This window comes from Psychrobacillus sp. FSL K6-2843 (assembly GCF_038626375.1).
GTDB lineage: Bacteria > Bacillota > Bacilli > Bacillales_A > Planococcaceae > Psychrobacillus > Psychrobacillus faecigallinarum.
This window is the reverse complement of sequence record NZ_CP152021.1, coordinates 3,686,720-3,712,213: the sequence shown is the minus strand read 5'-3', so window position 1 is coordinate 3,712,213 and position 25,494 is coordinate 3,686,720. Positions and strand designations below refer to the sequence as shown.

Below are 25,494 nucleotides of genomic sequence, written 5' to 3'. Positions count from 1 at the left end.
CAGCCTCCTTAAATTTTCCTAGTTGAATCATATTATACACTATATTATACAATATATCGCAGTTTTTATTGAAAGATTTCCTTATTCTACTAAAATTTTTAGCGTAATACTTTTAACGTCAATTACAGATTCCTCTGCCATAATGTCCTGAAGCATTATTTCTTTAAAGTAGGCCACACTCTTTTCTAATGGCAAATGTAATATTTTTCGTAAGGCTGTCTCGTACATCTTAATAAATTCAGGATCGGTATTTCCATGTTGGAGTTCTGTAAAGGCTTCGTATACCTGGTCCATTTTATCTGCCAGCTCTAGTAGACGACCCTCTATTGTTTCGTCCTTACCTTCTTTCATTCTGTCGAAAAAGACGGGACGGAATTCTTCAGGTATTTCATCTAATATAAACTTTTCCATCATCTTTTCTTCGACATGGGAAAGCATTTGCTTTAATTCCGGGGAAGCATGTTTGACGGGAGTTTTAATATCTCCGATAAAAATCTCTGCAAAGTCATGGTTAATGGTTTTTTCGTACAGGGATTTCCAGTTAATCACTGCACCATTATTTTCTTCAATGGTTCCAAAGAACATAGCATACTGAGCTACCTTCCATGAATGTGCAGCAACGTTATGTTCCTCGTATTTAAACCTGCCTGGTGCTCGAATGATTCTTTCTAAGTCATTCATGCTCGTAAAAAAACGATGGATACCCATTGTTAATCACTCCTTTCTTTTATATTACCTAAATAGCCGAAATTCATGTAGTGGAAACTTCCAAGAATTCTAATTAGTTTTATTTTCCCTACATTGGGGTAATCCTAATACTAACGTTAAGGAGGAATTGATATGGCGAAATATGAAAAGTTAAAAGAAAATTTACTTGATCGGTTTAACGAACTAGAGGAAAGCTTAAATAATGATGAGGAATTTGAAACAACAGAGTTGTCTAATTACGACAATCATCCTGCTGATAATGCTACTGATTTAACTGACCAACATACGAGATTGGCTCTGCGAAAGCATGCAGAAGAAGAAATAGAAGATATTAAAGATGCCTTACAGGCTTTAGATGAGGGTACTTATGGAAAATGTAGTGTATGTGACAAGCAAATCCCTATTGAACGATTAGAAGCTGTTCCGACAACTCTAACCTGTGTAGACCATGCGCAGCAAGAGGTAAATGATCTTCGACCTGTAGAAGAGGATAGACTAAATGCTGATACTGATCATCCAGTGGATAAAGAAGCAAGAGAAATCAGGGATTTTGAAAATAGCTTTGAAGATGTGGAAGCCTTTGGATCATCAGATACACCGCAGGATAAATGATAAAAATGATGCCAATTCCAATACGGTATTGGGCATCATTTTTATTTTTTAATTTTTATTTTATAGAATGTTGAAGCAATGTCTTTTTTAGCATCGGTCAAAAGTCTTAAGAAATATCAACCACTCTCATTTAACAGCCTGAATTCTTTCTGATACACTAGAGGCAAGGAGGAATTTAAAATGGCAGAAGCTATCGTAATGTTTGATGGTGTGTGTAATTTTTGTGATTCCAGTGTTCAATTTATAATCAAAAGAGACTCTAAAGGTCATTTTCAATTTGCTGCGCTTCAAAGCGATGCAGGAATGAAATTAAAAGAACAATACAGTATTTCTCATAATATAGACAGTTTTATTCTCATAGAAGACGGGAAAGTCTATAAATTTTCTGATGGTGCGCTAAGGGTATGTAGAAATTTAGAAGGAATATGGAGATACATGTATATTTTTATATTTGTTCCAAGACCAATTAGAAATAGTATTTACAAATTTATCGCAAAGAATAGATATAAATGGTTTGGTCAAAAGGATAGCTGTATGCTTCCTTCTCCAGAAGTACGAAGCCGTTTTTTATAAAAGTAAATAATAGATTGATGAGGTGATTGATTACATGAAGCAAGAAGTTTTTGATGTAACAATTATAGGGGGAGGACCTACAGGTTTATTTGCTTCCTTTTATGCTGGACTCCGTGATTTAAAGGTTAAGATTATTGACAGCCTTCCAGAGCTAGGCGGTCAATTGATGGAACTTTATCCGGATAAGTATATATATGATATTGGAGGGTTGCCTAAAATCTTGGCAAAAGATTTAGTAGCTAATTTAGTTGAACAGGCTGCCTACAGCAATCCTACAATATGTTTAGAGGAAACTGCAAACGAGCTTGAAAAGCAGGATGAGTATTTTATATTGAAAACTGATAAAGGGGTTCATTATTCAAAAACAATTCTCCTGACATCAGGGGTTGGTTCTTTCCAACCACGGAAATTAACTGTGCCTGGAGCCAAGGAATATGAAGGAAAAAACCTTCATTATAAAGTAAGGGATTTAAATGACTTTCAAAATTCCAATGTATTAGTTTTGGGTGGCGGGGATTCTGCATTAGATTGGTCGTTAATGCTAGAGGACATAGCTTCCAGTGTGACCATTTGTCATCGACGAGAGCAATTTACAGCGCATGAAAAATCTGTTCAGCAGTTAGATAATTCAAAGGTAGTTGTTAAAACCTCGTATGCAATCAAAGAATTAATAGGCGATGGAGAACGTATTCAAGAAGTTGTAGTGGTAAGTAAGGACAAGATAGAGGAAAACATCCCGGTAGATCATGTGCTAGTCAACTACGGAAATGTTGCCTCGCTTGGACCACTCAAAAGCTGGGGCCTCGAGATGGAAAAGAACTCGGTAGTAGTCAATGAAAAGATGGAAACAAGTGTAGAAGGAATATATGCTGCGGGTGATGTGTGTACACACGCTGGGAAAGTGAAGCTAATAGCTGTTGGATTCGGAGAAGTCCCTAATGCAATCAGTCATATTAAAGCCTTCATAGACCCAAAAGCTCGAGTGCAGCCAAAACATAGTACCAGTCTTTTTGAAGAATCCAAATAAAAATCCCATGCCTCTATTAGGAGGCATGAGATTTTTATTTGTAAAATACTTTATCGATGTTATATTTTGCTTTTAATGTATTGATGGCATATGTTTCATATATTTCACGATCCATTGGCTCTTCAACTACACAAACACTAATTTTATACACTTCTTCGCGATGCTTAATCATTGGAGAAACATTATCCTCAAAGTGTTTTTTAATGCGTTGACGAATTTTACGTGCTTTTCCTACGAATAATAGCTCATCATTTTTGTTATAAAACATAAAAATGCCGCCTTTATCTCTAGGAATTTGGTGGAAGTCGATAAATCCGTAAATTGATGGGATTTCAACTTCTCCTTCATTTAGTGCTTGCTTACGTTGAGTAATTGTTACAGTTGGTTTTGGTAATTCGATTTTAATCATTTCTCTCACGTCCTCTTATTGTCTGTCCCTTAGTTTATCACATTGGAGCGGTAATATCTATTCGAAAGAGGCAGGATTAAACTTACGAGGTACGAAGTTAATTTAGCAACAGAGATAAGGATCTTTAAAAAGATGTATAGTTAGAAGCATTATGCTAAAAAAGGGTAGAGTGACACTAGGAAAGATGGGGAGAAGTTATTTTCCTCAACTAGTTTAGAAAATAGTATTCACATTTGTAAGGTATGTGGATGTGCTAGGAGGATTATAATTTGGGCAGCTTACCAGAATGGTTTTTTGCAGTAGCAATTGCTGTTGTCATTTGTTTTGTTATAGTAGCAGAGTGGTGGACGCGAAGAGGATAGAGTTTATGGTATAATAATATACTAATGATAAGAAAAGAAAGAGGAATCATATGCTAACATTTGAAGAAAAAGAAGCAATTATTCAAGAATTTCCGGAACTAACTCGTAAGGAAGTATCCATGAAGCGAGTTAACTACCATTATGAAGAGAGCTTATACGATAAAACTACAGTAATCTACCATTTACATCCAAACGGAAATGGTTTTGTTTATGTTGGAGATCTTCCTCAATATGAAGCAAAAGAAAAAGGATTAGTGAATATTCGAGAAGTATCAGCAGATGAGCTTCGTAAAATGATTAAAGACTCTATTGACTACTTGGCAACGGAGGAGGAAGAAGCCTTTGATGAAGAAGTAGAAGAGGAGTGGACAAACAAAGAAAGCTCTAAATTGACTCTTTTACAAGAGGATACTCTTTGGAATATTTATCATGGCTACAACCTAGAAGAAAGCTTTGGCTCCTATGATGAAGCAAAAGCTTATCTTTTAGAAGAAGGCTTCCGACGTGGAAAAAGATAAGGAGGTTTTCATATGAAGGGAAAATCGACTGTAGTAATTATTATAGCGATTTTACTCGTAGCTATCGGAGCTACATTTTACTTCATCATGAACTTTTTCGAGAATAATCCTACACAAACACAGCCGATAGGCTATACTACTGGAATTATTATTGATACGGAGGATAGCGGTATCCTTGTTGTAGGAGATTTAACTGAAGAGGAAGCAACACAGTTAACGGTAGAAGAAGCGATAGAAGCTGGAACAAATGCCACTTGGTTTAGAATTTCGATGGCTCAGCGCAACGATTTCGAGTTATATGACCTAGTTAAAGTTGGATATGAGTCTTTACAAGAATCTCATCCAGCTTCAGGTGAAGCTAAAACAATTGAAAAGTTAGATGAATGAATACAAATCTCCTTAGTGATTATCGCTATGGAGATTTTTTTTCTAACTCAAAATCAGCAAGAGAAGGCTGATTCCGCTTTAGGCGGACGCTTTCCGTGGGGTGAGCGATAAGCCATCACCGTCGCTTACGCGTCGTTTGCGATGTCTTATCTGTCTCCCTCATCCCACCGGAGTCGCCGCCTGTCGCTTCAATCATAAGTTGCATAGAAATGAGAAAGTTGCTTGGATAAATAACTCAATACTAAATTACAGGAAAAGCATCCATAGAAGGCTGATTTCTACTTTAGAAGGACGATTCAATCCTATATGCTGTAATAATGGTTAAGATGTAGTTGTATTAAGGGGGCTCTTTTATTTTGCATTATGCCTGTATGGGTATGTGCTTGAAATTCACGACATCAAAAAGTCCTGTATCAGTGAGCTTTAATTCTGGTATGACTGGTAGGCTTACGAAAGATAAAGTTAAAAACAAATGAAAGTCTAAATGAGGATGTATTAAGTGTAGTGCATCGTGTAAAGCCTCTAACTCCTCGACGGTTTGATGTGCAGGTTTATCTGACATCAGCCCTGCTATAGGCAAGGCGAGGGAAGCCATTACCTTTCCTTCATCCATAATTACAAATCCTCCCTGTATACTTTGCAAGTACTTACAGGCTGCAAGCATATCCTCATCATTTGTCCCAAGTACAATCATGTTATGGGAATCATGAGCAACAGTAGTTGCTATTGCCCCCTTCTGAAGGCCAAATCCGTTTACAACTCCGAGACCAATATTTCCAGTTGCTTGATGACGTTCAATCACTGCAAGTTTAAGGAAATCTTTCTCTGTACAAGGAGTAAACAGACCATCGGAAACAGGAATTTTGACAATTTTTTTGCGAGTAGTGATTTGATTGGGTATTATTTCTATTACATTGGCCGTTCCATCGTTCGTAATAGGAATGGAAAAATCAGAAACAGAAAGTCTAGGTAGGTGAACGGTCTCTGTAATTTCTTTGGAGAGGTAGTTTTGGAAAGATTCTTTTTTTAACATCACGTTATTTTCTGCAATTTTTTGCCCATTCTTCCATACAGAAACTGCACGAAATGATTCTAGATTATCTATCATAAAAAAGTCGGCGTTAAAACCTGGAGCTATTGCCCCTTTGTTGTGAAGTTTATAGCATTCTGCTGCATTTAAGGTTGCTAGCTGAATTGCCTGTAAGGGCTCCATACCTTCGTTAATAGCTAGACGGATGGAATGGTCAATACTTCCTTCTTTTATTAGCTCGTCCAAATGTTTGTCATCAGTACAAAACATAAATCGACGAGCGTTGTGCGTATTTACGGCAGGTAGAATATCTTTTAAGTTTTTGGCAGCAGACCCTTCTCTTATCAAAACATACATGCCCTGTGAAATCCTATCCAATGCTTCCTCGGCAGTTACACATTCATGATCAGTTTGGATTCCTGCCACTCGGTAGCCCCTAATTTGATTTGATTTAAGCCCAGCTCCGTGGCCATCTATTTGGACATTAGCTTCGATGGCCATTATAAGCTTGTCTAGCATCTCAGGATCTCCGGAAAGCACTGCAGGAAAGTCCATTACTTCAGCTAAGCCTAGAACCTCTTCTTTGCTTAAAAATGGTTGTAAGTCTTCAGCTTTTAAGACAGCTCCGGAATTTTCGAAAGGAGTAGATGGAACACTAGAGGGCAGCATAATAAAAATATCCATTTCACTTTTTTGAGCATCATCCAGCATAAATTGGATGCCATCAGGTCCTGAGACATTTGCTATCTCATGTGGATCAGTGATAACTGTTGTAACGCCGCGCGGAAGGAGAATATCACTAAATGCAGATGGAGTTACCATAGAAGATTCAATATGTATATGAGCATCTATTAGACCTGGAATGACATATTTACCTTTTGCATCTTCCTCAGACTTCGCTTCAAAAGTGTTTGTTGTATCAACAGCCACGATATTTCCGCTGGATACTACAATATCTGCTAATCTCCATTCTAAAGAATAGACATCTGCCACCTTTGCATTTCGAAGAATAAAATCAGCTTTTGCTTTCCCTTGGGAAACAAGAATTCTATCTTTTAGTTGCTTTGGATTAATGTTCACAAAGTCGTGCTCCTTTTCTGAATAATTTACTAATTCTAGTAGAACTGCGAGTATAAGGAAAGTTATAATGAAATTATAATCGTATAGGGGGAATAGAGATGATTTATCGAAAAACACAGGCCGCCAATATTGCATTAGCCTTTCTTTTGCTCGTGCTTCTGTCTAATTTTCTATTGTATCGCCCACAGGTGCAGGACTTCTTTTCACTTCAACTTCACAGTGGCGTAGCAATAGGGTCTCTTATTGATTTAGCTATTGTAGCACCTTTATTAGTCTATGCCACCTTTAAAATTTCTATCAAACAAGTAATCGGTCTTATGGTTGGTGGTGTGTTCATAGCTAGATTTTTTATACCTTTTGAATTATTTGCTCCGTTTTCGGGGTTGCTTTATATTGGTATTGCTTTTGAAGTATTGTTAATTTTGGCAGAGTTAAGCCTAGTTTTTCTAGTCATTTACAAGATTCCAAAGATTAAATTGCATATGACTGATATGAAGACTTCGGCACTATATAGCTTGATACCTTCTGTTAAGGAAGTAGTTACAAAAAATATTCTTATCCGTATTATCATTTCCGAATTTTTAATGTTTTATTATGCAATTTTTACTTGGAAAAAGGAGGCCCCGAGTCATCCAAATGTAATTACCCTGCATAAAAAGACAAGCTATATAGCCTTTAATATAATGCTTATTCATGCAATTGTTATTGAAACAATTGGTCTTCATTGGTGGCTACATGATAAATCTGTTATATTGTCTTTGGTCCTATTAGCTTTAAATATTTATAGTGTTTTCTATTTCTTAGCTGACATTCAAGTGACTCGACTACACCCAGCGGAGATAAAAGACGAAAAATTGTATGTGACACAAGGACTAAGTGCTCGAATAATTGTCCCTCTTCATCTGATTAAAGAAGTAGAATGGGGTGCACCCTTACCAGATAAAAATGTCCTTAAATTTATGTATCGTGATTTTGAACCACTAGAGCCTCAGGCAATAATACACTTACAGGAGCCTGTAGAGGCGACTATGTTCATGGGCAAGGAAAAGAGGGTGACACAATTCGCCATCCGTGTAGATGAACCGACGAAGCTGATGGAACTATTAAAAGTGCAGTAAAACACATTATTTGACGAGAGATTATAACTTGGCTATAATTATCTCAAATTCGAGATAAAAGAGGAGCTATTGTTATGAAGCATTTATTTATGCAAGGTGAGGATTCTTCGAAACCGACCTTATTATTACTGCATGGTACAGGTGGAAATGAGCATGACCTAGTGGGATTAGGAAAGGAAATAGACAGCTCTGCAAATATTCTAAGTGTACGTGGGAATGTATTAGAAAATGGAATGCCACGATTTTTTAAACGTCTTGCGGAAGGCGTATTTGATCTTGAGGACTTACAAGCCCGTACAGAGGAGTTAAAAAACTTCATCGAAGAAGCGGCTAATAATTACAAATTTGACCGTGATAAAGTAGTTGTAATTGGTTATTCAAATGGAGCCAATATTGCAGGAAACCTTTTGTTTGAATACAAAGATGTCTTCCAGGGTGCGATTCTCCATCACCCAATGGTGCCACGACGCGGCGTAGAGGTTCCAACAATGCCTGGTACGCCTGTGTTCATCGGGGCAGGGAAGAATGATTTTATGTGTCCAGCACCAGAATCCCAAGAACTGAGAGATATATTGCAGGATTCAGGAGCAAACGTAGAACTATATTGGCATGAATATGGTCACCAATTGACGCAAGACGAAGTGCAAGCTGCTAAGGAATGGTATAAAAAGAACTTATAAGAAAAATTGTTCAGCTCACGATAAAGCATAAAAAGGCCTAGTAGGTTTTGAATATCTACTAGGCTTTTTTTATTGTGTCGTGTTTATTTAAGTAATGGCAATCGCATCATTCACTTAAACCATGATGTTTTACTATTAGTTTGTAACTTCAACTTAATGAAAGTTCTTTGCTTTGTAAGGTCCTTTTCTAAAAGGCAACCACCAGTTCCAATTACCGAAGAGCTTCATCAGGCTTGGTACTAGAAGCAAGCGTATGATGGAAGCATCTATAGCCACAGCAATAGCTATACCGATACCGATTTGCTTAACAGGCATTACTTCTGTGAAGGCAAATGCTCCAGTAATGACAATCATGATTAACGCAGCAGAGGTAATAATTTTGCTAGTAGAGGTCAACCCATCTACCGTTGCCTTAGTATTGTTGTGATGCTTCAAGTACTCCTCTTGAATGCGTGATATCAAGAATACCTCATAATCCATACTTAGCCCAAACACTAGACTGAAGACAATTACCGGAATAATTAAAGCAATAGTCGTTTCCTCTAAACCAAAATGACCATATTGAAATATATAAACCAGTATGCCAAACGTCGAAGCCAAACCAATAACATTCATGATGATAGCTTTTAAAGGGATTAGCACTGAACGGAATGCAACAGTTAGTATGACAAAGGTAGAGCCAAGTATTATCGCTAGGAGAATCCCAACCTTATCAAATATTTCATCGAATATTTCTTGGTTGAACTTCGGTTGACCGCCTATTAAAATATCTGTACCAATATCTTTGTCGGCCCATTCCCTTGCCCAATCCTGTGCTTCATCGGATGAGCCATTAAGCCCTAATGTGACAGGAATCATTAATTTGTTTTCTTGTATAAATGTCTCTACTAGTGGAGTAAGCTGACTAGAAACTTCAGGAACCATCATGCTTTGCTCCCATTGTTCGACTGTCGATATCTCACTGGCTGTGAAAATCGTATCTATCGATTTTACATCGGGATCGTTCAACAATTGCTTTTCTAAATCCTTAATTGAGTTTAGTCCATCTGTATTTTCCCAACCATCTGGACGATCAGCAATTACATAGATCGTAGACTGGTCCCCCATATCAAACTCATCTTCCATCAATTCATACGCTTGTCGCGAATCATAGTCCTCTGGAAGAGAATCTACAGATGGAATTGTTAACGTCATCTCTTTAACTGGAATTATACCAATTCCTAGCAATACCAAAGCAACAATTATTAAAGTGACCGGTCGCTTCATAACGAAGGAGGCAAAATTTCTCCATTTAGTAGTAGCACCAGGCTTCACACGAAGAAGGGTCCATTTATTGATGCGTTCTCCTAATACCATGAGTAAGGCAGGTAGGAGTGTAATTGAGCCTAAAACTGCTAAAGCAACAACTAACATTCCACCAAGAGCAATATTTTGAAAGATTTCTACTTCTAAAACAAACATGGCTCCTAAGCCAATAAATACACAAAGCGCAGAAAAAATAATAGAGCGACCCGCTGTTTTTACAGAAATTTGTACTGCTTCTATAACAGAATTTTCGGCGAGCTCTTCCTTATAACGATTGATGAGCAATAATGCAAAATCAATACTAAGTGCTAGCCCTAGCATTGGGACTATGTTCAATACGAAAATAGATAAGTCTAGGGATCCACCAAAGAATGTCAGGACTCCAAGTGCGGAAACTACCGTTACAATACCGATAGCAATTGGAACCAGGGCGGCTACCACACTTCCAAATGCAAGGAGCAGCACGACTAGGGCAATCGGAAGACCTATGGCTTCGGCACTAGCTAAATCCTTTTGACTTGCGGCATTAATATCTTTATTGATGGCAGCTGCACCGGTTAAGGTGATGCCCTCTTGGTTGCCGATAGATTCACGAATTTCATCTACTACTTCAGACATACTTTCAGTATCATTGTTAAAATGTAGCATTGCATAGGATACATTTTCCTTATGTAGAGCAGGATTCTCTAATGGTGATTGAATGTCCTTTACAATCTTTAAATCTTCTATATCATTTAACGTTTCTTCGATTTGTTGTTCCGATGTTTTATCAAATACAACAAAGAGCGTCTCTGCTGGAAGGTCAAAGGTTTCCGTAAGCTCATCCATTACTTTCTGATGTTCTCCATCCATTTTAAAACCGTCGCCCTCCAATAAACCCGGAAGACGTAGGGCAAAAAAGGCGAGAGCGGCAAACAGGATGATCCATATTCCCAAAGTGACTTTATAGTGACGTGTCACTAGGTTAGCTAAAAACTTCATATATTTCCTCCTTAGGTAAAGCCAAATAATATATAGCTTACAATTTAAACAGTAAGATCAAAGTGGTAGAGTTTCCTTTTTATTGTAATAGAAAGTAAGTTCAACTGCTAATATAATGCTATGATAAGAGTAAACTTTTGAAGGAGGAGTAACCTTGAAAATTACAGCTCCAAAATGTAGAGAAGAATTAGAGGCTATTAACATAAAAGATGCTTTAGAGGAGGATTACTATATATCTAACGGAACTATTAGCTCACTGGAGGGGATTACCGAGTGGGAGGAAAGAGTCGTTTTTGATCAAATTCATTTCCAGCAAGCATCATTTGAGAGCTTACATTTTTACCAGGTAGAGTTTATTGATTGTATTTTTGAAAAGTGTGATCTATCTAATGTAGTAATGGACCAAGCACTATTCCACAGAGTGGAATTTATCGAGTGTAAGCTTTTTGGAGCTAACATTACTGACGGCAGACTAACAGATGTCAGGCTGGTGGAGAACCTCGCAAACTACTTAAATTTAAGTTTTTCTAAGTTAAAAAAGGTGTCTTTTACTAAGTGCATATTGAATCATGCAGATTTTGTAGATTCAACCTTTCAACAGGTAGAGCTAGAAAACTGTGAACTAAACGAGGCAAACTTTACAGATACCTCATTGAATGGAATTGACTTAAGTACCTCAACTTATGAAAATCTAATAGTATCAATGGAGGACCTTAAGGGATGCACTGTGTCCATGGAGCAAGCGATAGGCTTTGCCAAATCGTTAGGAGTAATCATAAAAGAGTAAAAGAAAAAACCTCGTATTCAATTACGAGGTTTTAATTATTTAAAAGAATAAATTTAAGATTTGGAAGATGATAGCTGCTACTAGAGCAGAAATAGGTAAAGTGATAATCCAAGTTAAGACAATTTTTTTAGCAACTCCCCATTTAACGCCTTTCACACGTTGTGCTGCTCCAACCCCCATAATAGCGGATGAAATAACGTGTGTTGTAGAAACTGGCAAATGAATAGTTGTTGCACCAAAAATAATCATAGCAGATGATAAGTCAGCTGCCGCCCCGTTAATAGGACGAATCTTCATGATTTTACCACCAACTGTTTTGATGATTTTGTATCCTCCGATAGAAGTACCAAGACCCATTGCGGTTGCTGCAGCAATACGAACCCAAAGTTGGATATCATCTGTAGCCTGCCATTGGGCAGCAATTAGAGCCATTGTTATAATACCCATTGCTTTTTGGGCATCGTTTGTACCATGAGTAAACGATTGTAATGCCGCTGTACCAATTTGAAAAATACGAAATCTTTTGTTTGTCCCATACAAGCTTCCCTTTTTAAAAATAACTTTAAATAGAGACATCATTAAAAATCCGATTGCTAAAGCAAGGAATGGGGATAAAACTAATGCGATTAAGATATTGGTAAAACCATTATAGTTCAAAACCCCAAATCCAGCAGCAGAAATAGCTGCTCCAGCAATAGAGCCTATTAAAGTGTGGGACGAACTAGATGGAATTCCGTAATACCAAGTAACTAAGTTCCAAATAATCGCTGAAAGAAGAGCCGCTAAAATGATTAACGATCCGTTTTGAAGAGTAAAAGGATCGACTATATCTTTTGTAATTGTTTTAGCAACTCCTGTAAAAGTTAAAGCTCCTACAAAATTCATAATAGCTGCCATTAAAACAGCAACTCTAGGCTTTAAAGCTCTTGTAGAAACTGAAGTAGCAATTGCGTTTGCGGTATCATGGAAACCATTAATAAAATCAAAGGCAAGTGCAAAAAATACAACTAGTATTGTTAGTATAAAAATAGTATCCATTACTGAAACTCCTACGCGTTACGCATAATAATTGTTTCAAGCGTATTAGCTACGTTTTGACAATAATCTGCGATATCTTCTAATTGTTCATATATATCTTTAAATTGAATAATGCGAATTGGATTTTTTTCGTTTAAGAACAATTGCTTAATGGAAGAGCGAAGTACCTCATCACATTTGCGCTCATAATCTTTAATGAGAATGGAATGCTCATGCATTTTAAGTAATTTTTTCTGAGCTAAAAGCTCCATCGCTTTAACAATTTCGTCAGTACTCTTAACGATATACCCTAAGAAGGTACGCATTGAATCATCGATTTCAACTAAAGTAAACATCTCCAGATGCGCAGTGAAATTGTCGATTCCATCTAAAATATCGTCCATTCGGATTGCTAATTCCAGAATATCTTCACGTTCAATCGGTGTCATGAAGGATTTGTTCAACATAACGATTAATTCATGAATTAATGTATCCCCAGCTGTTTCGTAATTCTTAAGGTGTAAGCTAATTTCTTTTAAATCTGAAGCATTATTAATACGGAAATCATCTGCGTAATGAGTGGCTTCACGTACATTTTCTGCAATTTTTAACAGGGACAAGAAAAAAGGATCTGGTTTTTTTGAACTAATCATAAAAGCCTCCTAGACTTTGAGAATGTATTGTTGCTATGAATTTACCTCAAATAGCATACCAAAAAAAATGCAAAATCTACACACTTTTTACTTGAAATTTGCGAAATTTACAATTCTGTAACATTTCAGTGTAGATAAAGGGGGAATAAAAGGCGAAAAAGCCTAATTTTGACGAACTTTGACGGTAATAACTTGTAAAAATAACCAATCAATTATTGTTAAATTTTGAAACTTCTTTGTATTAGATACGTATAACTAGTAAGCAATCAATAAACTGGTAAAGGGGTGAGAAAAATAGATCAAATTTTCTTATACGGCTTAATTGTAATTGGTCTTCTTACTATTCTTTATGTGTTATTTGCAGATGCAATAGATGGCTTGGAAATGGGATTTTTTAATCCGACAACGGTACTCTCCTTCCTATTATTTATTTGTGCTGCTGGATTCATTCTTATGAAGCTAACTAATTGGAGTGAAATTGTAATAATCGCTGTTTCTGTTGTCATATCAGTCCTTTTAACCTTTTTGCTTTACTTTTTTGTCCTTTTACCCCTTGCTTCTGCAGAAGTATCCACAGCCTATACAAACGAATCTTTACAAGGGCAAGTCGCAAAGGTTATTGTTCCTATACCCTCAAATGGGTATGGTGAAATCATTATTGAGACAGTTAACGGTTTAATTGCAAAAAGAGCAACAGGTTTTGACAATGAAGAAATAAATTATGATAAACAGGTTTTAATAATTGAAGTGAAAGATGGCACTTTTTTAGTCAAAGAATATGTGCCTTTTATAAAATAAAAAGGGGGAATTATAGTGGGAATGGAAATGTTAATAGTTATAGGAGTAGTTGTATTTGTTCTATTAATAATGTTGGCAGTCTACGTAACAAAATATAGAACAGTTGGGCCAGATGAGGCACTAATAGTTACAGGCAGCTATTTGGGTTCGAAAAACGTCCATACAGATGATTCGGGTAATCGCATTAAAATTATTCGCGGTGGAGGTACATTTGTATTTCCAGTATTCCAGCAAGGCGAGCCACTTAGTCTTTTATCAAGCAAATTGGAAGTAACCACCCCAGAAGTTTATACTGAACAAGGAGTTCCAGTTATGGCTGACGGGACAGCTATTATAAAAATTGGTGGTTCAATTTCAGAAATTGCTACAGCAGCTGAGCAGTTTTTAGGGAAATCAAAGCAGGATAGAGAAAATGAAGCAAAAGAAGTACTGGAAGGTCATTTACGTTCTATTCTAGGGTCTATGACAGTAGAAGAAATTTACAAAAATAGAGATAAGTTCTCTCAGGAAGTACAACGGGTAGCTTCACAAGATTTAGCGAAAATGGGATTAGTCATTGTTTCATTTACGATTAAAGATGTTCGCGATAAAAATGGCTACCTGGATTCACTAGGGAAACCAAGAATCGCACAAGTTAAGCGTGATGCGGATATCGCAACAGCTGAGGCAGAAAAAGAGACGCGCATCAAGCGAGCAGAGGCTTCCAAGGATGCTCAAAAGGCAGAAATTGAGCGAGCGACAGAAATAGCAGAGGCGGAAAAAGACAACCAGTTAAAGGTTGCTGAATATAGACGTGAGCAAGATATTGCGAAGGCACGTGCAGACCAAGCCTACGAGTTAGAAACAGCTAGGTCTAAGCAGGAAGTAACCGAGCAGGAAATGCAAATTCAAATTATCGAACGTCAAAAGCAAATTGAGTTGGAAGAAAAAGAGATACTACGTCGTGAAAAGCAATATGATTCAGAGGTTAAGAAAAAAGCGGATGCAGATCGCTATGCTATCGAACAAAATGCAGCTGCATCCAAATCACGTGAAATTGCCGAAGCCGATGCAGAAAAATATCGAATTGAAGCAAAGGCAAAAGCAGATGCGGAAAAAGTTCGTTTGGATGGTTTAGCTAAAGCAGACGCTCAGCGTGCACAAGGGGAGTCTGAGGCAGATATTATTCGACTTAAAGGTCTTGCAGAGGCGGAAGCAAAACGAAAAATTGCTGAAGCGTTTGATCTGTACGGTCAGGCCGCAGTTTTGGATATGGTTGTAGATATGTTGCCTGAATATGCAAAACAAATTGCTAGCCCACTTTCGAATATTGATAAAATAACTGTAGTAGACACTGGTGGTGGAGAAGGCGGCGGTGCTAACAAGGTTACCTCTTACGCTACTAATTTGATGTCTACACTTCAAGAAACTTTAAAGGCTTCCTCCGGAATCGATGTGAAGGAGATGCTCGAGAGTTATGCGGGGAAAGGAAATATTCGCCCAAGCATTGAACAATTAACTCAGGAAGTAAAAAAATCCAAGGATGAACAGGAAGTACGTGAAGTTCAAGAAGTTAAATAATATTTCTAACAATATTAGTATTTAAAAGAAGGTTCTCAATGACTGGAGAACCTTCTTTTTTTATGTATATATTTCCTTTGTAGGTAACTAATTGTATAATTGAGGTTAAGAATGTCGAATTTTGTTGGACTCCGGAGGAATAATGATACTTACAAGAGAGCAACTTCAAGATATTAAAGAAAAGCAAAGTCTACCAAAAGTAATCACAGACAAAACGGTTACTACTTATATTGGTAGTTCTAATAATATTTCATATGCCCTTTATACACTGACGCCTGCAAGTACCTCATGGATATACAGTAAACAAAATAATACTAAGAATTATATAGAGAAATATACTATCATAACTGGTAGATTAAAAATAAATTGGTGTGACGAACAAGTAATTTTGAGCCCTGGTGATGTAATTGAACCAAAATTTTATGATGCACTCATAACGTGTCATGCAAAGGATATAGTTGAGATTTTAATCGAAATGACATCTAACTATTTTGAAAGAAATTTTTCAGAAAGAAGTATAATTCATCGGGATGCTCTGCGCATTCAGGAGGTGGATGGATATACTTATCACCATTGTGCAAGAATTAGAGATTACTCCATCGAGCTTTGGAAAAGAATGAGGCCAAATGGTGAAGGGGTGGATAGATTAAGTTTAGGCTCCTATTTTCATGATATAGGCAAATTAGCAATTCCCATTGAAATCCTTAATAAGGCTGGAAAGCTTACAGAGGAAGAATGGAAAATTATAAAAATGCATACGACATTAGGGGCAGAAATAATGAGGAATCATGAAATTCCACGTATTCGTGAAGCTGCTTTTATTGTCGAAGAGCATCATGAGAGGTATGATGGAAAAGGGTATCCCTATGGACTGCTGGGTAATGAAATTTCCTTGGAATCATCTATAGTTTCGGTTGTAGATGCGTTTGATGCAATGACAACTAACCGGGTCTATCGGGGTGCAATGACCTTTGAAGAAGCCATTCAGGAAATGAAGGATGGTAGGGGAACTCAATTTAACCCAAAGGTTCTAGATGAATTTCTTAAAATGTTAGAAGAACACAATAATCAATGGTAAAGAAAAGGAGCGAGAAAAAATGTCTTATCGTATTGAGCATGATTCTATGGGAGAAATTAAAGTTCCACAAGACAGTCTTTGGGGAGCACAAACACAAAGATCTAAAGAAAACTTTAAAATTGGCACAGAAAAAATGCCGATTGGTGTCGTACATGGACTAGCTCTATTAAAAAAATCTGCAGCAATCGTTAGCCACTCTCTTGGTAATTTATCAGAAGTAAAGAAAGATGCTATAGCAGCAGCAGCAGATGAAATACTTGCAGGAAAATTAGACAATCACTTCCCATTAGTTGTTTGGCAAACTGGTAGTGGTACACAGTCTAATATGAACGTTAACGAAGTGATTGCCAATCGAGGCAATCAACTATTAGAAGAAAAAGGTAGTGAAGAGAGACTTCACCCTAATGATGATGTAAACAAATCACAAAGCTCAAATGATACATTCCCAACTGCACTTCATATTGCAGGTGTTCTTGCTGTCGAAAAAGATCTTTTACCTGCAATTGATGTTCTACAAGAGACGTTAGGTAAAAAATCTGAACAGTTCATGGATATTGTTAAAATTGGACGTACACATTTACAAGATGCAACACCCCTTTCCCTCGGTCAAGAATTTAGTGGCTGGCACAGAATGCTAGAGAAATCTTCTAAAATGATTACAACAGCTGTGGCAGATATGAAAGAGCTTGCTGTTGGAGGGACAGCGGTAGGTACTGGCTTGAACGCCCCAAAAGGTTTTGGTGACCTAGTGGCAGCCGAAATATCCAAGGCACTAGGAATTGAATTTACATCAGCAAAAAATAAATTCCACGCTTTAACAAGCTATGACGATGTTGTTTATGTACATGGTGCAGTTAAGGCTCTTGCAGCGGACCTAATGAAAATTGCTAATGATGTCCGCTTACTTGCAAGTGGTCCCCGTTCTGGTATTGGGGAAATCTCAATTCCTGAAAATGAACCAGGAAGCTCTATTATGCCTGGTAAAGTTAACCCAACTCAAAGTGAAGCGATGACTATGGTTGTTGCTCAAGTTATGGGGAATGATACATCCATCAGTTTTGCGGCGAGTCAAGGTAACTACCAGTTAAATGTATTTAAACCTGTAATCATTCACAATTTCCTACAATCTGTGCGATTATTAAGTGATGCAATCATTAGCTTTAATAACAACTGTGCAGTTGGAATCGAACCGAACTTAGAAACAATTAAACATCACGTAAACAATTCTTTAATGCTTGTAACTGCTTTAAATCCATACATTGGATATGAGAATGCTGCGAAAATTGCTAAGCATGCCCACAAAAATGGCACTACTTTAAAAGAAGCAGCAATTGAGCTAGAGCTTTTAACTGCTGACAAGTTTGATGAAATTGTACGACCAGAAAAAATGATTTAATCGAGGTTAATATGAAAAAAATTCTATTTATATTATGTTGTTCTATATTGGTTCTTGCCGCATGCAGTCAAAAAGAAGAGAGTAAAGAAGAGAAAGAACACATGGAGCACGACCATGTGACTCATTTAGATAACGGCGATATTCAAGAAACCACGTCGTCTACAGACGTGCTTCCAGAGTTTTTGAATGAACAATCTGAAGATATGCAACTAATCTATCAGGCAGCTGCAAAAGCAAATGATGTCCTTAAATGGATGCCTTGCTACTGCGGATGTGGCGATAGTGCTGGCCATAAAAGCAATTTCAACTGTTTCGTCGATGAAATTAAAGAAAATGGCGAAGTAGTCTGGGATGACCATGGTACACGCTGTGCCGCTTGTTTAGAAACAGCCGTTACGTCTATCAAAATGGTTCAAGAAGGTAAGTCACTTACTGAAATTCGCGCAGCGATAGACGAAGCATATAAAGAAGGCTATGCAAAACCAACAGACACACCTATGCCATCTTAAAATAGTACTGCTCCTATCTCATTAACAGTGAGAGGGGAGCAGTTTTTTTGTCTTAGCACATTGACCCCTTAAAGACTTATCTTGAAAGTCCCCTGAAAATGAGAAAAGGGAGTGTTTGCTTGTTGATGCAGTATTACTTTCTAACAATCGGTCGTCGGTTTCCACAAAATCAGATGGCCATTACTTTATCGTTACTATCTGTTATTTGCTTATAAGTGACATGGGATTGTGTCGAAAATACCCTATCTACATAAAGTTATATACAATCTTAAGAAATTCTTCATCTTTATCCTTCTTAAATGTTAAGAAAGGCTGGCTAGAATGAGTGTATAGCAAAATATGAAAGGGGAATAGGCATGATACACGTAAATAATGTTAATCATACATTTTTAATAGGAAAGAAAGGAAAGGAAAAGAAGGTACCGGTACTAAAAGGGCTAACCTTTAATGTGCAAGAGGGAGAAATAGTAGCGGTTGTAGGAAAGAGTGGTTCTGGTAAATCTACCTTATTAAACACAATAGCAGGATTTATGAGTCCAGAACAAGGATCCATTATTATTAATGGGCAAGAAACGGCTGCATTAAATGAAACAGAAAGAGCAGAATTTCGTTTAAACAATTTTGGCTTTATTTTTCAAAGCTTTCAACTTATGCCAGGATTGACTGCTTTCGAAAATATTGAGCTTCCTTTAAAGCTGAAGGGGGTATCACCTAAAAAACGCAAAGTTAGTGTCCTCCAACTTATGAAAAAGGTTGGGTTGGAATCTGTGTCTGATCATTATCCTAATGAGTTGTCCGGTGGTCAGCAGCAACGAGTAAGTATTGCTCGTGCCTTGATAACCAACCCGCCTATTTTATTGGCAGATGAACCAACAGGTAGCCTGGATTCAGAAACAGAACAAGACATTCTGCTGCTCATCCAGGACTTAAATCAGACTATGGGGGTAACTTTTGTCATTATTACACATGACGATGAAGTAGCAAGCATTGCTCACCGTAAATTTAAGATGCACGATGGAGAGTTGAAAAAGGAGGACATGTCTCATGTTATTTAAAGATCAATTAGAATTTGTGAGCCAGCATATTAAGAAAAATAAACTAAGAGTATTTATGACTGTACTTGCAGCGACAATGGGGTGCGCATTTTTAATCGTGTTAGCATCAATCGGGTTTGGGGTACAGGATATGATGCGTACTGAAATTCTCCAGGACCAAGCTATCACGGAGATAGAAGTATATGAAAAGGAAGATGGCATTGACTATGAGGAAATAAAAAATATAGAGTCTATTGGTGCAGTTGTTCAAAGAACCAGTATAGAAACACAAAACTTGTTTCAACTAGATGATAGAACAATATACGGGAATGCCCTGATGACAGACTTTGAGGAAGAAAAAAAATCAAATCTTAAACTATCTGAAGGTAGAATGCCTACAAATGATAAGGAAATTGTAGTTGGTTATCATTTTGCAGAAAATTTATGGACCGAACAAGAGCGATCAACATGGGAAGAAAAGGGAGGAGAAGAAGGTGATATGCCCAAAGGATATGAGGGCTCCATTCTAGGCAAGGAAGTCACCTTATCCTTACAGCCATATGATCAAGAGGAAGTATTCCCAGAGCAATGGACGTTTACGATTGTAGGGGTTGCAGCTCAACCAGCAAGAGACTGGATAGTGGACCAAAATATACTTATAGACAATAGTTGGATGGACGAGTTAGTAGCAGCATATAAGACGAATGTTGGAGAGATACCAGAGAACTTTTTATATACTAGAACTACCATTTATACGGCAAGCCTAGAGCATGTGAAAGCAGTGACGGAAGAGTTAAAAGAAATGGGTTACAGCGTTTACTCTGTATCTGAACAGCTAGAGCAGTTAGACGTGTTTTTCATGGTATTTAAAATAGGTCTTATATTTATCGGTACTATCGCAGTTTTAATTTCATCTATTGGTATCTTCAATACTATGACAATGGCAGTAACGGAGAGAACAAGAGAAATTGGTGTTATGAAAGCAATAGGAGCAAGTCCTAAACTAGTTAGACGCCTTTTCCTGATGGAAAGTGCCTGGATTGGAATTATAGGGACTGTGCTGGCGGTCATTATCTCTTATGCAGTAAGCTTTTTAGCAAATTGGGTACTGCCAATCGTAGTTGGAATGGCATTAGAGGAAGAGAGTATTGAGGGCATGGCACTTACTTTTTCATTAATTCCTTGGCAGCTTGTTGCAATTGCTTCTTTCATAAGTATAGGCGTAGCAATGATTTCCGGCTGGAGACCAGCTAAGAAAGCAACTAAAATTGACGTAATTCAAGCCTTAAGACAAGAACTATAAGACAAAAAAGAGTGAACAGGTACCATTACGGTATCTGTTCACTTTTTTGTTCCAGTTCCAGCACATTGCCCCATTTGCTTGTCGGGGCAGCCATAGGCGCTTGCGCATTTCGTGTTTGTCTAGCTCCAGCGCCTTGCCCCTCGAGGTCAAATGGAGTAAAGCAGCGGTGGCCGAAGAGCAGCCACCTTGCATTCCCCCATTTGCTTGTCGGGGCAAACATAGGCGCTTGCGCATTTCGTGTTTGTCTAGCTCCAGCGCCTTGCCCCTCGAGGTCAAATGGAGTAAAGCAGCGGTGGCCGAAGAGCAGCCACCTTGCATTTCCCCATTTGCTTGTCGGGGCAAACATAGGCGCTTGCGCATTTCGTGTTAGGATGCGGCAATAGTAAAATATGCGATGAATAGTACAAATACTACAATCATATTTAATAAATTATATCTCATTCTTGAAATCGTCTGTTCAAATTTCCCTGATTTTTTAACTGCTGTAATGCCTGCGTATATTATTAAAATGGCTATGACAAAAGAAAGAATCGGGTGGAGTGGATAAATTCTTACATTTAAGAAATGGACAATAATCACCGCAATAGCCATAACGATGCCATAGGCAACTTTTTGGTAAGTAGGATCTTTCACTATTTTCTCTCCTTGAAATGAAGTGGTTAGTTCGTCGTCAAGTATTCCTTTAATTCATTTTCTAAAAATGGCTGAGCATTTAGCATCTGTTTAAATTGTTGATAGGCTTCCATTTGTTTAGAGGTTGGCTTATGTCCTGTTCTATAAGCACGTATTAAAATATTCTTTGGTGTGTTTTCTAAATCTATAAATTCCACTAATTGAGCTTCATATCCTACCATATTTAAGATTTCCGCTCGAATAGAATCTGTTGCTAGTGCTGAAAAGCGTTCTTTAATGAGACCATGCTTCAACATGATATCTAAATTAGGTGCTTCGAGCTGTTTGTTCAATTCGTGCTGACAACAAGGAACACTTAATATGACACTCGCATTCCATTTGACTGCACGCGCTAGTGCCATATCTGTCGCTACATCACAGGCATGTAAGGTGACAACCATATCTACGGCAGTTTCTTCGTTGTAATCATTGATATCTCCTACTAAAAATTCAAGCTGATCATAGTTTAAGTCTTTAGCTATTTGCGAACATTCCTCAATGACTTCCTTCTTCAAGTCAAGCCCGGTGACGCGAATGTCTAAGCCCTTTTCAATTTTTAAGTAGTGGTATAGCGCAAACGTTAAATAGGATTTACCAGAGCCAAAATCGAGGATTCTAACCGTTTTATCCTTTGGTAAGTAAACAAGAGTATCATCAATGAATTCAATAAAGCGATTAATTTGTTTAAATTTATCATACTTTTGTTTTTTCACTTTTCCTTCAGCAGTTTGTACCCCTAAACGAATTAAAAAAGGATAAGGTGTGTGCTCGTCTAACAAATAATTTTTTTTGCGGTTATGAGACAAATTCACTTGTTTAACAGAAGCTGTTTTTTCAGCTTTAAACATAACTTTATTTTTCTTAGAGAGTTGTATTTGAAGCTTTTCCTCAAGAAAATCAGCATGGAATTGACGGAAATCCTCCAGTAACTTCTCCCATATAGCAGGAAACTCTTCTAATAGAATATTTTCGTGCTTTAAAATACGTTCGTACTGGTATTCTAATTGGATATGATACATATTTTTTATCTCAATAGGTTTTAATTTTACACGTTTAATTTCATTTGATTTAGCCCTTGGTTGACTAACAGTCGCCTGAATAAGCTGTTTAGATAAAATTTGGTCTAATACCTTTTCTTTCATTTCTAGGAATTCCATTAATATCGCCTTCTTTTTCGTAAGATACTTGAAAATAGTGTATCACAACGAGATATTACGTAGGTAAAGAAGTTCCTTTATGAGACGAGAGAAAACACTTAATACTCTTTTATGCTATCAGAATTTTATGATAATATAAAAGATAAGTAGTCAATCGAAAGGGGAGATTGGTTTGTTAAATGAAAAAACGATTGGAGAAATTGTTAAGGAAGCAGCGAGTTTGTTTCCTAATAGAGAGGCCTATGTGTATCCAGAGCATGGAATTCGAAAAACGTATAAAGAGTTTGATGCTGAAACAGATGAGCTGGCAAAAGCCTTCATTGGAATGGGTATTCAAAAAGGGGAACATATAGCCATTTGGTCAGACAATAAAAGAGAATGGCTACTAAGCCAATTTGCCACTGGCAAAATGGGAGCCGTTTTAGTAACCGTCAATACGAACTATCAGGAGAAAGAACTTGAATATCTCTTGCAGCAATCTGATTCTACTACCCTTATTTTATGTGAATCCTTTAAATCTACTTCTTATCTCGATATTATTCGAGCAATTTGTCCAGAAATTATTACGTCTGAAAAAGGAAACATCCAATCTGAAAAGCTTCCTCATTTTAAGAGAGTAATCGTAATGAGTGAAAATGACTATCCAGGGATATATAAATGGTCAGAGTTTGTTGCATTTGCAAATAAAGTGTCTGATGAGACTTTAGAGAAGTCTTTGGAAGCGCTTCACAATGATGAAGTGATTAATATTCAATATACATCCGGTACTACTGGATTTCCAAAGGGAGTAATGCTATCCCATAAAAACATTGTTAATAACGGTCAACTCGTTGGTGACTACATACATCTTACAGAACATGATCGTCTATGTATTCCTGTTCCTTTCTTTCATTGCTTTGGATGTGTAATGGGTACGATTGCTTCGGTAACGCATGGCACAACGATGGTTATAATTGAACAGTTTGATGCAGGGAAAGTATTGAAAATGGTACAGGATGAGAAATGCACTGCTTTGCACGGAGTACCTACGATGTTCATAGCGGAGTTAAACCACCCAGATTTTAAACAATTTGATCTGTCTTCCTTACGTACTGGAATCATGGCTGGCTCGATTTGTCCAATTGAGGTCATGAAAAAAGTGATAGAAGACATGGGTGCTTCCGAAATAACCATTGCTTACGGACAAACCGAAACATCTCCAGTTATTACGCAAACTAAAACAGACGATGCAATTGAAAAACGCGTATCTTCTGTTGGTAAGGCTCATCCGGGAGTAGAAGTGAAAATTATTGACCCAGCAACTGGAGAAGATATCCCCGCAGGAGTGCCTGGCGAGCTCTGCACAAGAGGATATTTAGTCATGCAGGGCTATTACAAAAATGAAGAGGCTACAAATTCGACAATTGATGACAATGGGTGGCTGCACACTGGTGACATTGCGGTAATGGATGATGAGGGTTATATCGACATAACGGGTAGAATTAAAGATATGGTAATTCGAGGTGGTGAAAATATCTATCCTAAAGAAGTAGAGGAATTTCTTTATCAGCACCCATCTATACAAGATGTACAGGTAGTAGGAGTCCCAGACCAAAAATATGGTGAGGAACTTATGGCATGGGTTATTTTAAAGTCTGGTGAAAATCTTACTCCGGAGGCTTTAAGAGAATATTGTAAGGGGAAAATATCTTATCATAAAATACCGAAGTACATTGAATTCATTGATGCATACCCAATGACCGCTTCTGGGAAAATTCAAAAGTTTCTGCTCAGAGAAATGTCGAAAAAGAGAGTGGAGGTATAAAAGGTTTATTTCCTGGGAAATCGACAAAAAAGTATAAAGCTTAACAAAAGCGACATAGAGCATCCTTATATTAAGAGATTGTTTACTCTTTAAGCACCGAGATTACAATCGGTGCTTTTTTCTATTTTACTGTATACTAAAATGAAGGAAATGGAACATAATTTTAGGATAAGAGGTGAAAGCATGTATCTAGACCATATAGTTCATTTTGTAGAAAAAAATCCATTAGAAATAGCTGAGGATTGGCAACAGCAAGGGCTTCATGCTGTAGTTGGAGGGCAACATATAAACTGGGGAACGTATAATGCGCTTCTTTATACAAAAAATAGTTATATAGAATGGCTGTCAATTGAAGATGAGCATATTGCTCAAAATACAGATCATCCTTTAATCAGTTTGATGTTACATGATTTAAAGAAAAGTCCGGGATTTGGGACTATTTGTATTCGGACATCTAAAATTGACGTATTGAAACAAGAACTTGAAGAGAAAGGTATAGAAACCTCCGGAGTCTTATATGCTGAGAGAAAGACAACCAGTGGATTTGTACGTAAATGGAAGATGCTGTTTATCCGAGAGGAAGTAAGCGACCAATTACCAATGCCTTTTTTCATTGAATGGCAGGAAACAGATGAGGATAGGTATGAGTTGCTAAAAAAAGATGGAACAATTGTGGAAAGCAATCTTCAGCTGTCCATTGAAAGTTGTGAGTTTCATGTTAAAAAACCTAGGGAAATAATAAAAAAATGGGAAAAATACTTGAATGTAGAGCAATATGATGATCAAACACTATTGCTACCAAATACGAAATTAGTATTTAAACAGCTTGAAGATGGAACAAAAGAAAGGCTAATACGTGTGCAAATCAAAGGCGACTCCAGACAAGAAGCTATTATTTACGAACAAGGAGAATATCGTTTTAAATTATGAGGAGGA

At 37.3% G+C, this 25,494-nt stretch carries 25 protein-coding genes; 17 read left to right on the top strand and 8 right to left on the bottom strand.

Features of this window, described 5'->3' with window-relative positions; genetic code table 11:
* Positions 1-81: 81 nt before the first annotated feature.
* Entirely contained in the window at positions 82-708 is a 627-nt protein-coding gene (locus MKY94_RS18795; RefSeq protein WP_151112379.1) for a YfbR-like 5'-deoxynucleotidase, read from the bottom strand.
* A gap of 132 nt (positions 709-840) precedes the next feature.
* Between MKY94_RS18795 and MKY94_RS18790 the strand changes: the two genes are divergently transcribed.
* The 3 genes from MKY94_RS18790 to MKY94_RS18780 all read left to right on the top strand — a co-directional run bounded on the left by MKY94_RS18790 (position 841) and on the right by MKY94_RS18780 (position 2,920).
* Entirely contained in the window at positions 841-1,320 is a 480-nt protein-coding gene (locus MKY94_RS18790; RefSeq protein WP_144539423.1) for a TraR/DksA C4-type zinc finger protein, read from the top strand.
* Positions 1,321-1,500: 180 nt separating this feature from the next.
* Positions 1,501-1,893, top strand: coding sequence for a thiol-disulfide oxidoreductase DCC family protein (locus tag MKY94_RS18785; protein ID WP_151112381.1), 393 nt, complete (start codon positions 1,501-1,503; stop codon positions 1,891-1,893).
* Positions 1,894-1,927: 34 nt separating this feature from the next.
* Positions 1,928-2,920 (top strand): NAD(P)/FAD-dependent oxidoreductase, encoded by a 993-nt coding sequence (locus tag MKY94_RS18780; RefSeq protein ID WP_342577577.1) that lies wholly within the window; start codon positions 1,928-1,930, stop codon positions 2,918-2,920.
* Positions 2,921-2,954: 34 nt separating this feature from the next.
* Here MKY94_RS18780 and MKY94_RS18775 read toward each other — a convergent pair whose 3' ends face one another.
* The gene (locus tag MKY94_RS18775; protein WP_144539429.1) at positions 2,955-3,329 is read right to left on the bottom strand and encodes a nucleotide excision repair endonuclease; all 375 of its coding nucleotides are present in this window, start codon (positions 3,327-3,329) and stop codon (positions 2,955-2,957) included.
* A gap of 412 nt (positions 3,330-3,741) precedes the next feature.
* Between MKY94_RS18775 and MKY94_RS18770 the strand changes: the two genes are divergently transcribed.
* A complete protein-coding gene (locus tag MKY94_RS18770; protein WP_144539431.1) occupies positions 3,742-4,209 on the top strand; it encodes a hypothetical protein in 468 nt (155 codons plus the stop codon).
* Between the two features lie 12 nt (positions 4,210-4,221).
* On the top strand, positions 4,222-4,596 hold the full coding sequence (locus MKY94_RS18765; protein ID WP_151112385.1) for a DUF3221 domain-containing protein: 375 nt from the start codon (positions 4,222-4,224) through the stop codon (positions 4,594-4,596).
* Between the two features lie 361 nt (positions 4,597-4,957).
* Here the strand turns inward: MKY94_RS18765 and ade are convergent, their stop codons facing one another.
* A complete protein-coding gene (gene ade, locus MKY94_RS18760; protein WP_342577576.1) occupies positions 4,958-6,706 on the bottom strand; it encodes an adenine deaminase in 1,749 nt (582 codons plus the stop codon).
* Between the two features lie 98 nt (positions 6,707-6,804).
* On the opposite strand from ade, the gene MKY94_RS18755 reads away from it, so the two are divergent.
* Together MKY94_RS18755 and MKY94_RS18750 are read left to right on the top strand one after the other, a co-directional pair.
* On the top strand, positions 6,805-7,824 hold the full coding sequence (locus tag MKY94_RS18755; RefSeq protein WP_342577575.1) for a beta-carotene 15,15'-monooxygenase: 1,020 nt from the start codon (positions 6,805-6,807) through the stop codon (positions 7,822-7,824).
* 74 nt (positions 7,825-7,898) lie between these two features.
* Positions 7,899-8,504 carry an alpha/beta hydrolase gene (locus tag MKY94_RS18750; RefSeq protein WP_151112389.1) on the top strand — a complete coding sequence of 202 codons (606 nt, stop codon included), beginning with the start codon at positions 7,899-7,901 and terminating at the stop codon, positions 8,502-8,504.
* Positions 8,505-8,657: 153 nt separating this feature from the next.
* On the opposite strand, the gene MKY94_RS18745 is transcribed toward MKY94_RS18750, so the two are convergent.
* Positions 8,658-10,790 carry an MMPL family transporter gene (locus tag MKY94_RS18745; RefSeq protein ID WP_342577574.1) on the bottom strand — a complete coding sequence of 711 codons (2,133 nt, stop codon included), beginning with the start codon at positions 10,788-10,790 and terminating at the stop codon, positions 8,658-8,660.
* A gap of 154 nt (positions 10,791-10,944) precedes the next feature.
* Between MKY94_RS18745 and MKY94_RS18740 the strand changes: the two genes are divergently transcribed.
* Positions 10,945-11,577, top strand: coding sequence for a pentapeptide repeat-containing protein (locus tag MKY94_RS18740; RefSeq protein ID WP_144539443.1), 633 nt, complete (start codon positions 10,945-10,947; stop codon positions 11,575-11,577).
* Between the two features lie 39 nt (positions 11,578-11,616).
* Here the strand turns inward: MKY94_RS18740 and MKY94_RS18735 are convergent, their stop codons facing one another.
* A complete protein-coding gene (locus tag MKY94_RS18735) occupies positions 11,617-12,615 on the bottom strand; it encodes an inorganic phosphate transporter (RefSeq protein WP_144539445.1) in 999 nt (332 codons plus the stop codon).
* Positions 12,616-12,626: 11 nt separating this feature from the next.
* Complete coding sequence (locus MKY94_RS18730) at positions 12,627-13,247, bottom strand: DUF47 family protein (protein ID WP_144539447.1); 621 nt, start codon at positions 13,245-13,247, stop codon at positions 12,627-12,629.
* Positions 13,248-13,532: 285 nt separating this feature from the next.
* On the opposite strand from MKY94_RS18730, the gene MKY94_RS18725 reads away from it, so the two are divergent.
* From MKY94_RS18725 to MKY94_RS18695, 7 genes are all read left to right on the top strand, one after another.
* Complete coding sequence (locus MKY94_RS18725; protein ID WP_144539449.1) at positions 13,533-14,045, top strand: hypothetical protein; 513 nt, start codon at positions 13,533-13,535, stop codon at positions 14,043-14,045.
* A gap of 21 nt (positions 14,046-14,066) precedes the next feature.
* The gene (locus MKY94_RS18720; protein ID WP_144539650.1) at positions 14,067-15,605 is read left to right on the top strand and encodes a flotillin family protein; all 1,539 of its coding nucleotides are present in this window, start codon (positions 14,067-14,069) and stop codon (positions 15,603-15,605) included.
* Positions 15,606-15,747: 142 nt separating this feature from the next.
* A complete protein-coding gene (locus tag MKY94_RS18715; RefSeq protein WP_144539451.1) occupies positions 15,748-16,683 on the top strand; it encodes an HD-GYP domain-containing protein in 936 nt (311 codons plus the stop codon).
* A gap of 19 nt (positions 16,684-16,702) precedes the next feature.
* Complete coding sequence (gene fumC, locus MKY94_RS18710; protein ID WP_144539453.1) at positions 16,703-18,079, top strand: class II fumarate hydratase; 1,377 nt, start codon at positions 16,703-16,705, stop codon at positions 18,077-18,079.
* Positions 18,080-18,090: 11 nt separating this feature from the next.
* Positions 18,091-18,588, top strand: coding sequence for a PCYCGC motif-containing (lipo)protein (locus tag MKY94_RS18705; protein ID WP_151112393.1), 498 nt, complete (start codon positions 18,091-18,093; stop codon positions 18,586-18,588).
* Positions 18,589-18,944: 356 nt separating this feature from the next.
* Complete coding sequence (locus MKY94_RS18700; RefSeq protein WP_144539457.1) at positions 18,945-19,643, top strand: ABC transporter ATP-binding protein; 699 nt, start codon at positions 18,945-18,947, stop codon at positions 19,641-19,643.
* Positions 19,633-20,925 carry an FtsX-like permease family protein gene (locus tag MKY94_RS18695; protein ID WP_144539458.1) on the top strand — a complete coding sequence of 431 codons (1,293 nt, stop codon included), beginning with the start codon at positions 19,633-19,635 and terminating at the stop codon, positions 20,923-20,925. Before MKY94_RS18700 ends, MKY94_RS18695 begins: the two co-directional genes overlap by 11 nt.
* A gap of 366 nt (positions 20,926-21,291) precedes the next feature.
* On the opposite strand, the gene MKY94_RS18690 is transcribed toward MKY94_RS18695, so the two are convergent.
* The gene (locus MKY94_RS18690; protein WP_342577573.1) at positions 21,292-21,558 is read right to left on the bottom strand and encodes a hypothetical protein; all 267 of its coding nucleotides are present in this window, start codon (positions 21,556-21,558) and stop codon (positions 21,292-21,294) included.
* A 26-nt stretch (positions 21,559-21,584) separates the two neighbouring features.
* Positions 21,585-22,754, bottom strand: coding sequence for an SAM-dependent methyltransferase (locus MKY94_RS18685; protein ID WP_342577572.1), 1,170 nt, complete (start codon positions 22,752-22,754; stop codon positions 21,585-21,587).
* A gap of 166 nt (positions 22,755-22,920) precedes the next feature.
* Here MKY94_RS18685 and MKY94_RS18680 point away from each other — a divergent pair, with 166 nt between their 5' ends.
* Positions 22,921-24,558: an AMP-binding protein gene (locus tag MKY94_RS18680; RefSeq protein WP_144539464.1), complete on the top strand. Its 1,638-nt coding sequence runs from the start codon at positions 22,921-22,923 to the stop codon at positions 24,556-24,558.
* 183 nt (positions 24,559-24,741) lie between these two features.
* Entirely contained in the window at positions 24,742-25,488 is a 747-nt protein-coding gene (locus tag MKY94_RS18675) for a VOC family protein (RefSeq protein ID WP_154312178.1), read from the top strand.
* Positions 25,489-25,494: the final 6 nt, after the last annotated feature.

Bases quoted from the DNA above. Each gene is read 5' to 3' on its own strand.
- MKY94_RS18795 (WP_151112379.1), bottom strand. From the start codon at position 708: ATGGGTATCCATCGTTTTTTTACGAGCATGAATGACTTAGAAAGAATC.
- MKY94_RS18790 (WP_144539423.1), top strand. From the start codon at position 841: ATGGCGAAATATGAAAAGTTAAAAGAAAATTTACTTGATCGGTTTAAC.
- MKY94_RS18785 (WP_151112381.1), top strand. From the start codon at position 1,501: ATGGCAGAAGCTATCGTAATGTTTGATGGTGTGTGTAATTTTTGTGAT.
- MKY94_RS18780 (WP_342577577.1), top strand. From the start codon at position 1,928: ATGAAGCAAGAAGTTTTTGATGTAACAATTATAGGGGGAGGACCTACA.
- MKY94_RS18775 (WP_144539429.1), bottom strand. From the start codon at position 3,329: ATGATTAAAATCGAATTACCAAAACCAACTGTAACAATTACTCAACGT.
- MKY94_RS18770 (WP_144539431.1), top strand. From the start codon at position 3,742: ATGCTAACATTTGAAGAAAAAGAAGCAATTATTCAAGAATTTCCGGAA.
- MKY94_RS18765 (WP_151112385.1), top strand. From the start codon at position 4,222: ATGAAGGGAAAATCGACTGTAGTAATTATTATAGCGATTTTACTCGTA.
- MKY94_RS18755 (WP_342577575.1), top strand. From the start codon at position 6,805: ATGATTTATCGAAAAACACAGGCCGCCAATATTGCATTAGCCTTTCTT.
- MKY94_RS18750 (WP_151112389.1), top strand. From the start codon at position 7,899: ATGAAGCATTTATTTATGCAAGGTGAGGATTCTTCGAAACCGACCTTA.
- MKY94_RS18745 (WP_342577574.1), bottom strand. From the start codon at position 10,790: ATGAAGTTTTTAGCTAACCTAGTGACACGTCACTATAAAGTCACTTTG.
- MKY94_RS18735 (WP_144539445.1), bottom strand. From the start codon at position 12,615: ATGGATACTATTTTTATACTAACAATACTAGTTGTATTTTTTGCACTT.
- MKY94_RS18730 (WP_144539447.1), bottom strand. From the start codon at position 13,247: ATGATTAGTTCAAAAAAACCAGATCCTTTTTTCTTGTCCCTGTTAAAA.
- MKY94_RS18720 (WP_144539650.1), top strand. From the start codon at position 14,067: ATGGAAATGTTAATAGTTATAGGAGTAGTTGTATTTGTTCTATTAATA.
- MKY94_RS18715 (WP_144539451.1), top strand. From the start codon at position 15,748: ATGATACTTACAAGAGAGCAACTTCAAGATATTAAAGAAAAGCAAAGT.
- fumC (WP_144539453.1), top strand. From the start codon at position 16,703: ATGTCTTATCGTATTGAGCATGATTCTATGGGAGAAATTAAAGTTCCA.
- MKY94_RS18705 (WP_151112393.1), top strand. From the start codon at position 18,091: ATGAAAAAAATTCTATTTATATTATGTTGTTCTATATTGGTTCTTGCC.
- MKY94_RS18700 (WP_144539457.1), top strand. From the start codon at position 18,945: ATGATACACGTAAATAATGTTAATCATACATTTTTAATAGGAAAGAAA.
- MKY94_RS18695 (WP_144539458.1), top strand. From the start codon at position 19,633: ATGTTATTTAAAGATCAATTAGAATTTGTGAGCCAGCATATTAAGAAA.
- MKY94_RS18685 (WP_342577572.1), bottom strand. From the start codon at position 22,754: ATGGAATTCCTAGAAATGAAAGAAAAGGTATTAGACCAAATTTTATCT.
- MKY94_RS18675 (WP_154312178.1), top strand. From the start codon at position 24,742: ATGTATCTAGACCATATAGTTCATTTTGTAGAAAAAAATCCATTAGAA.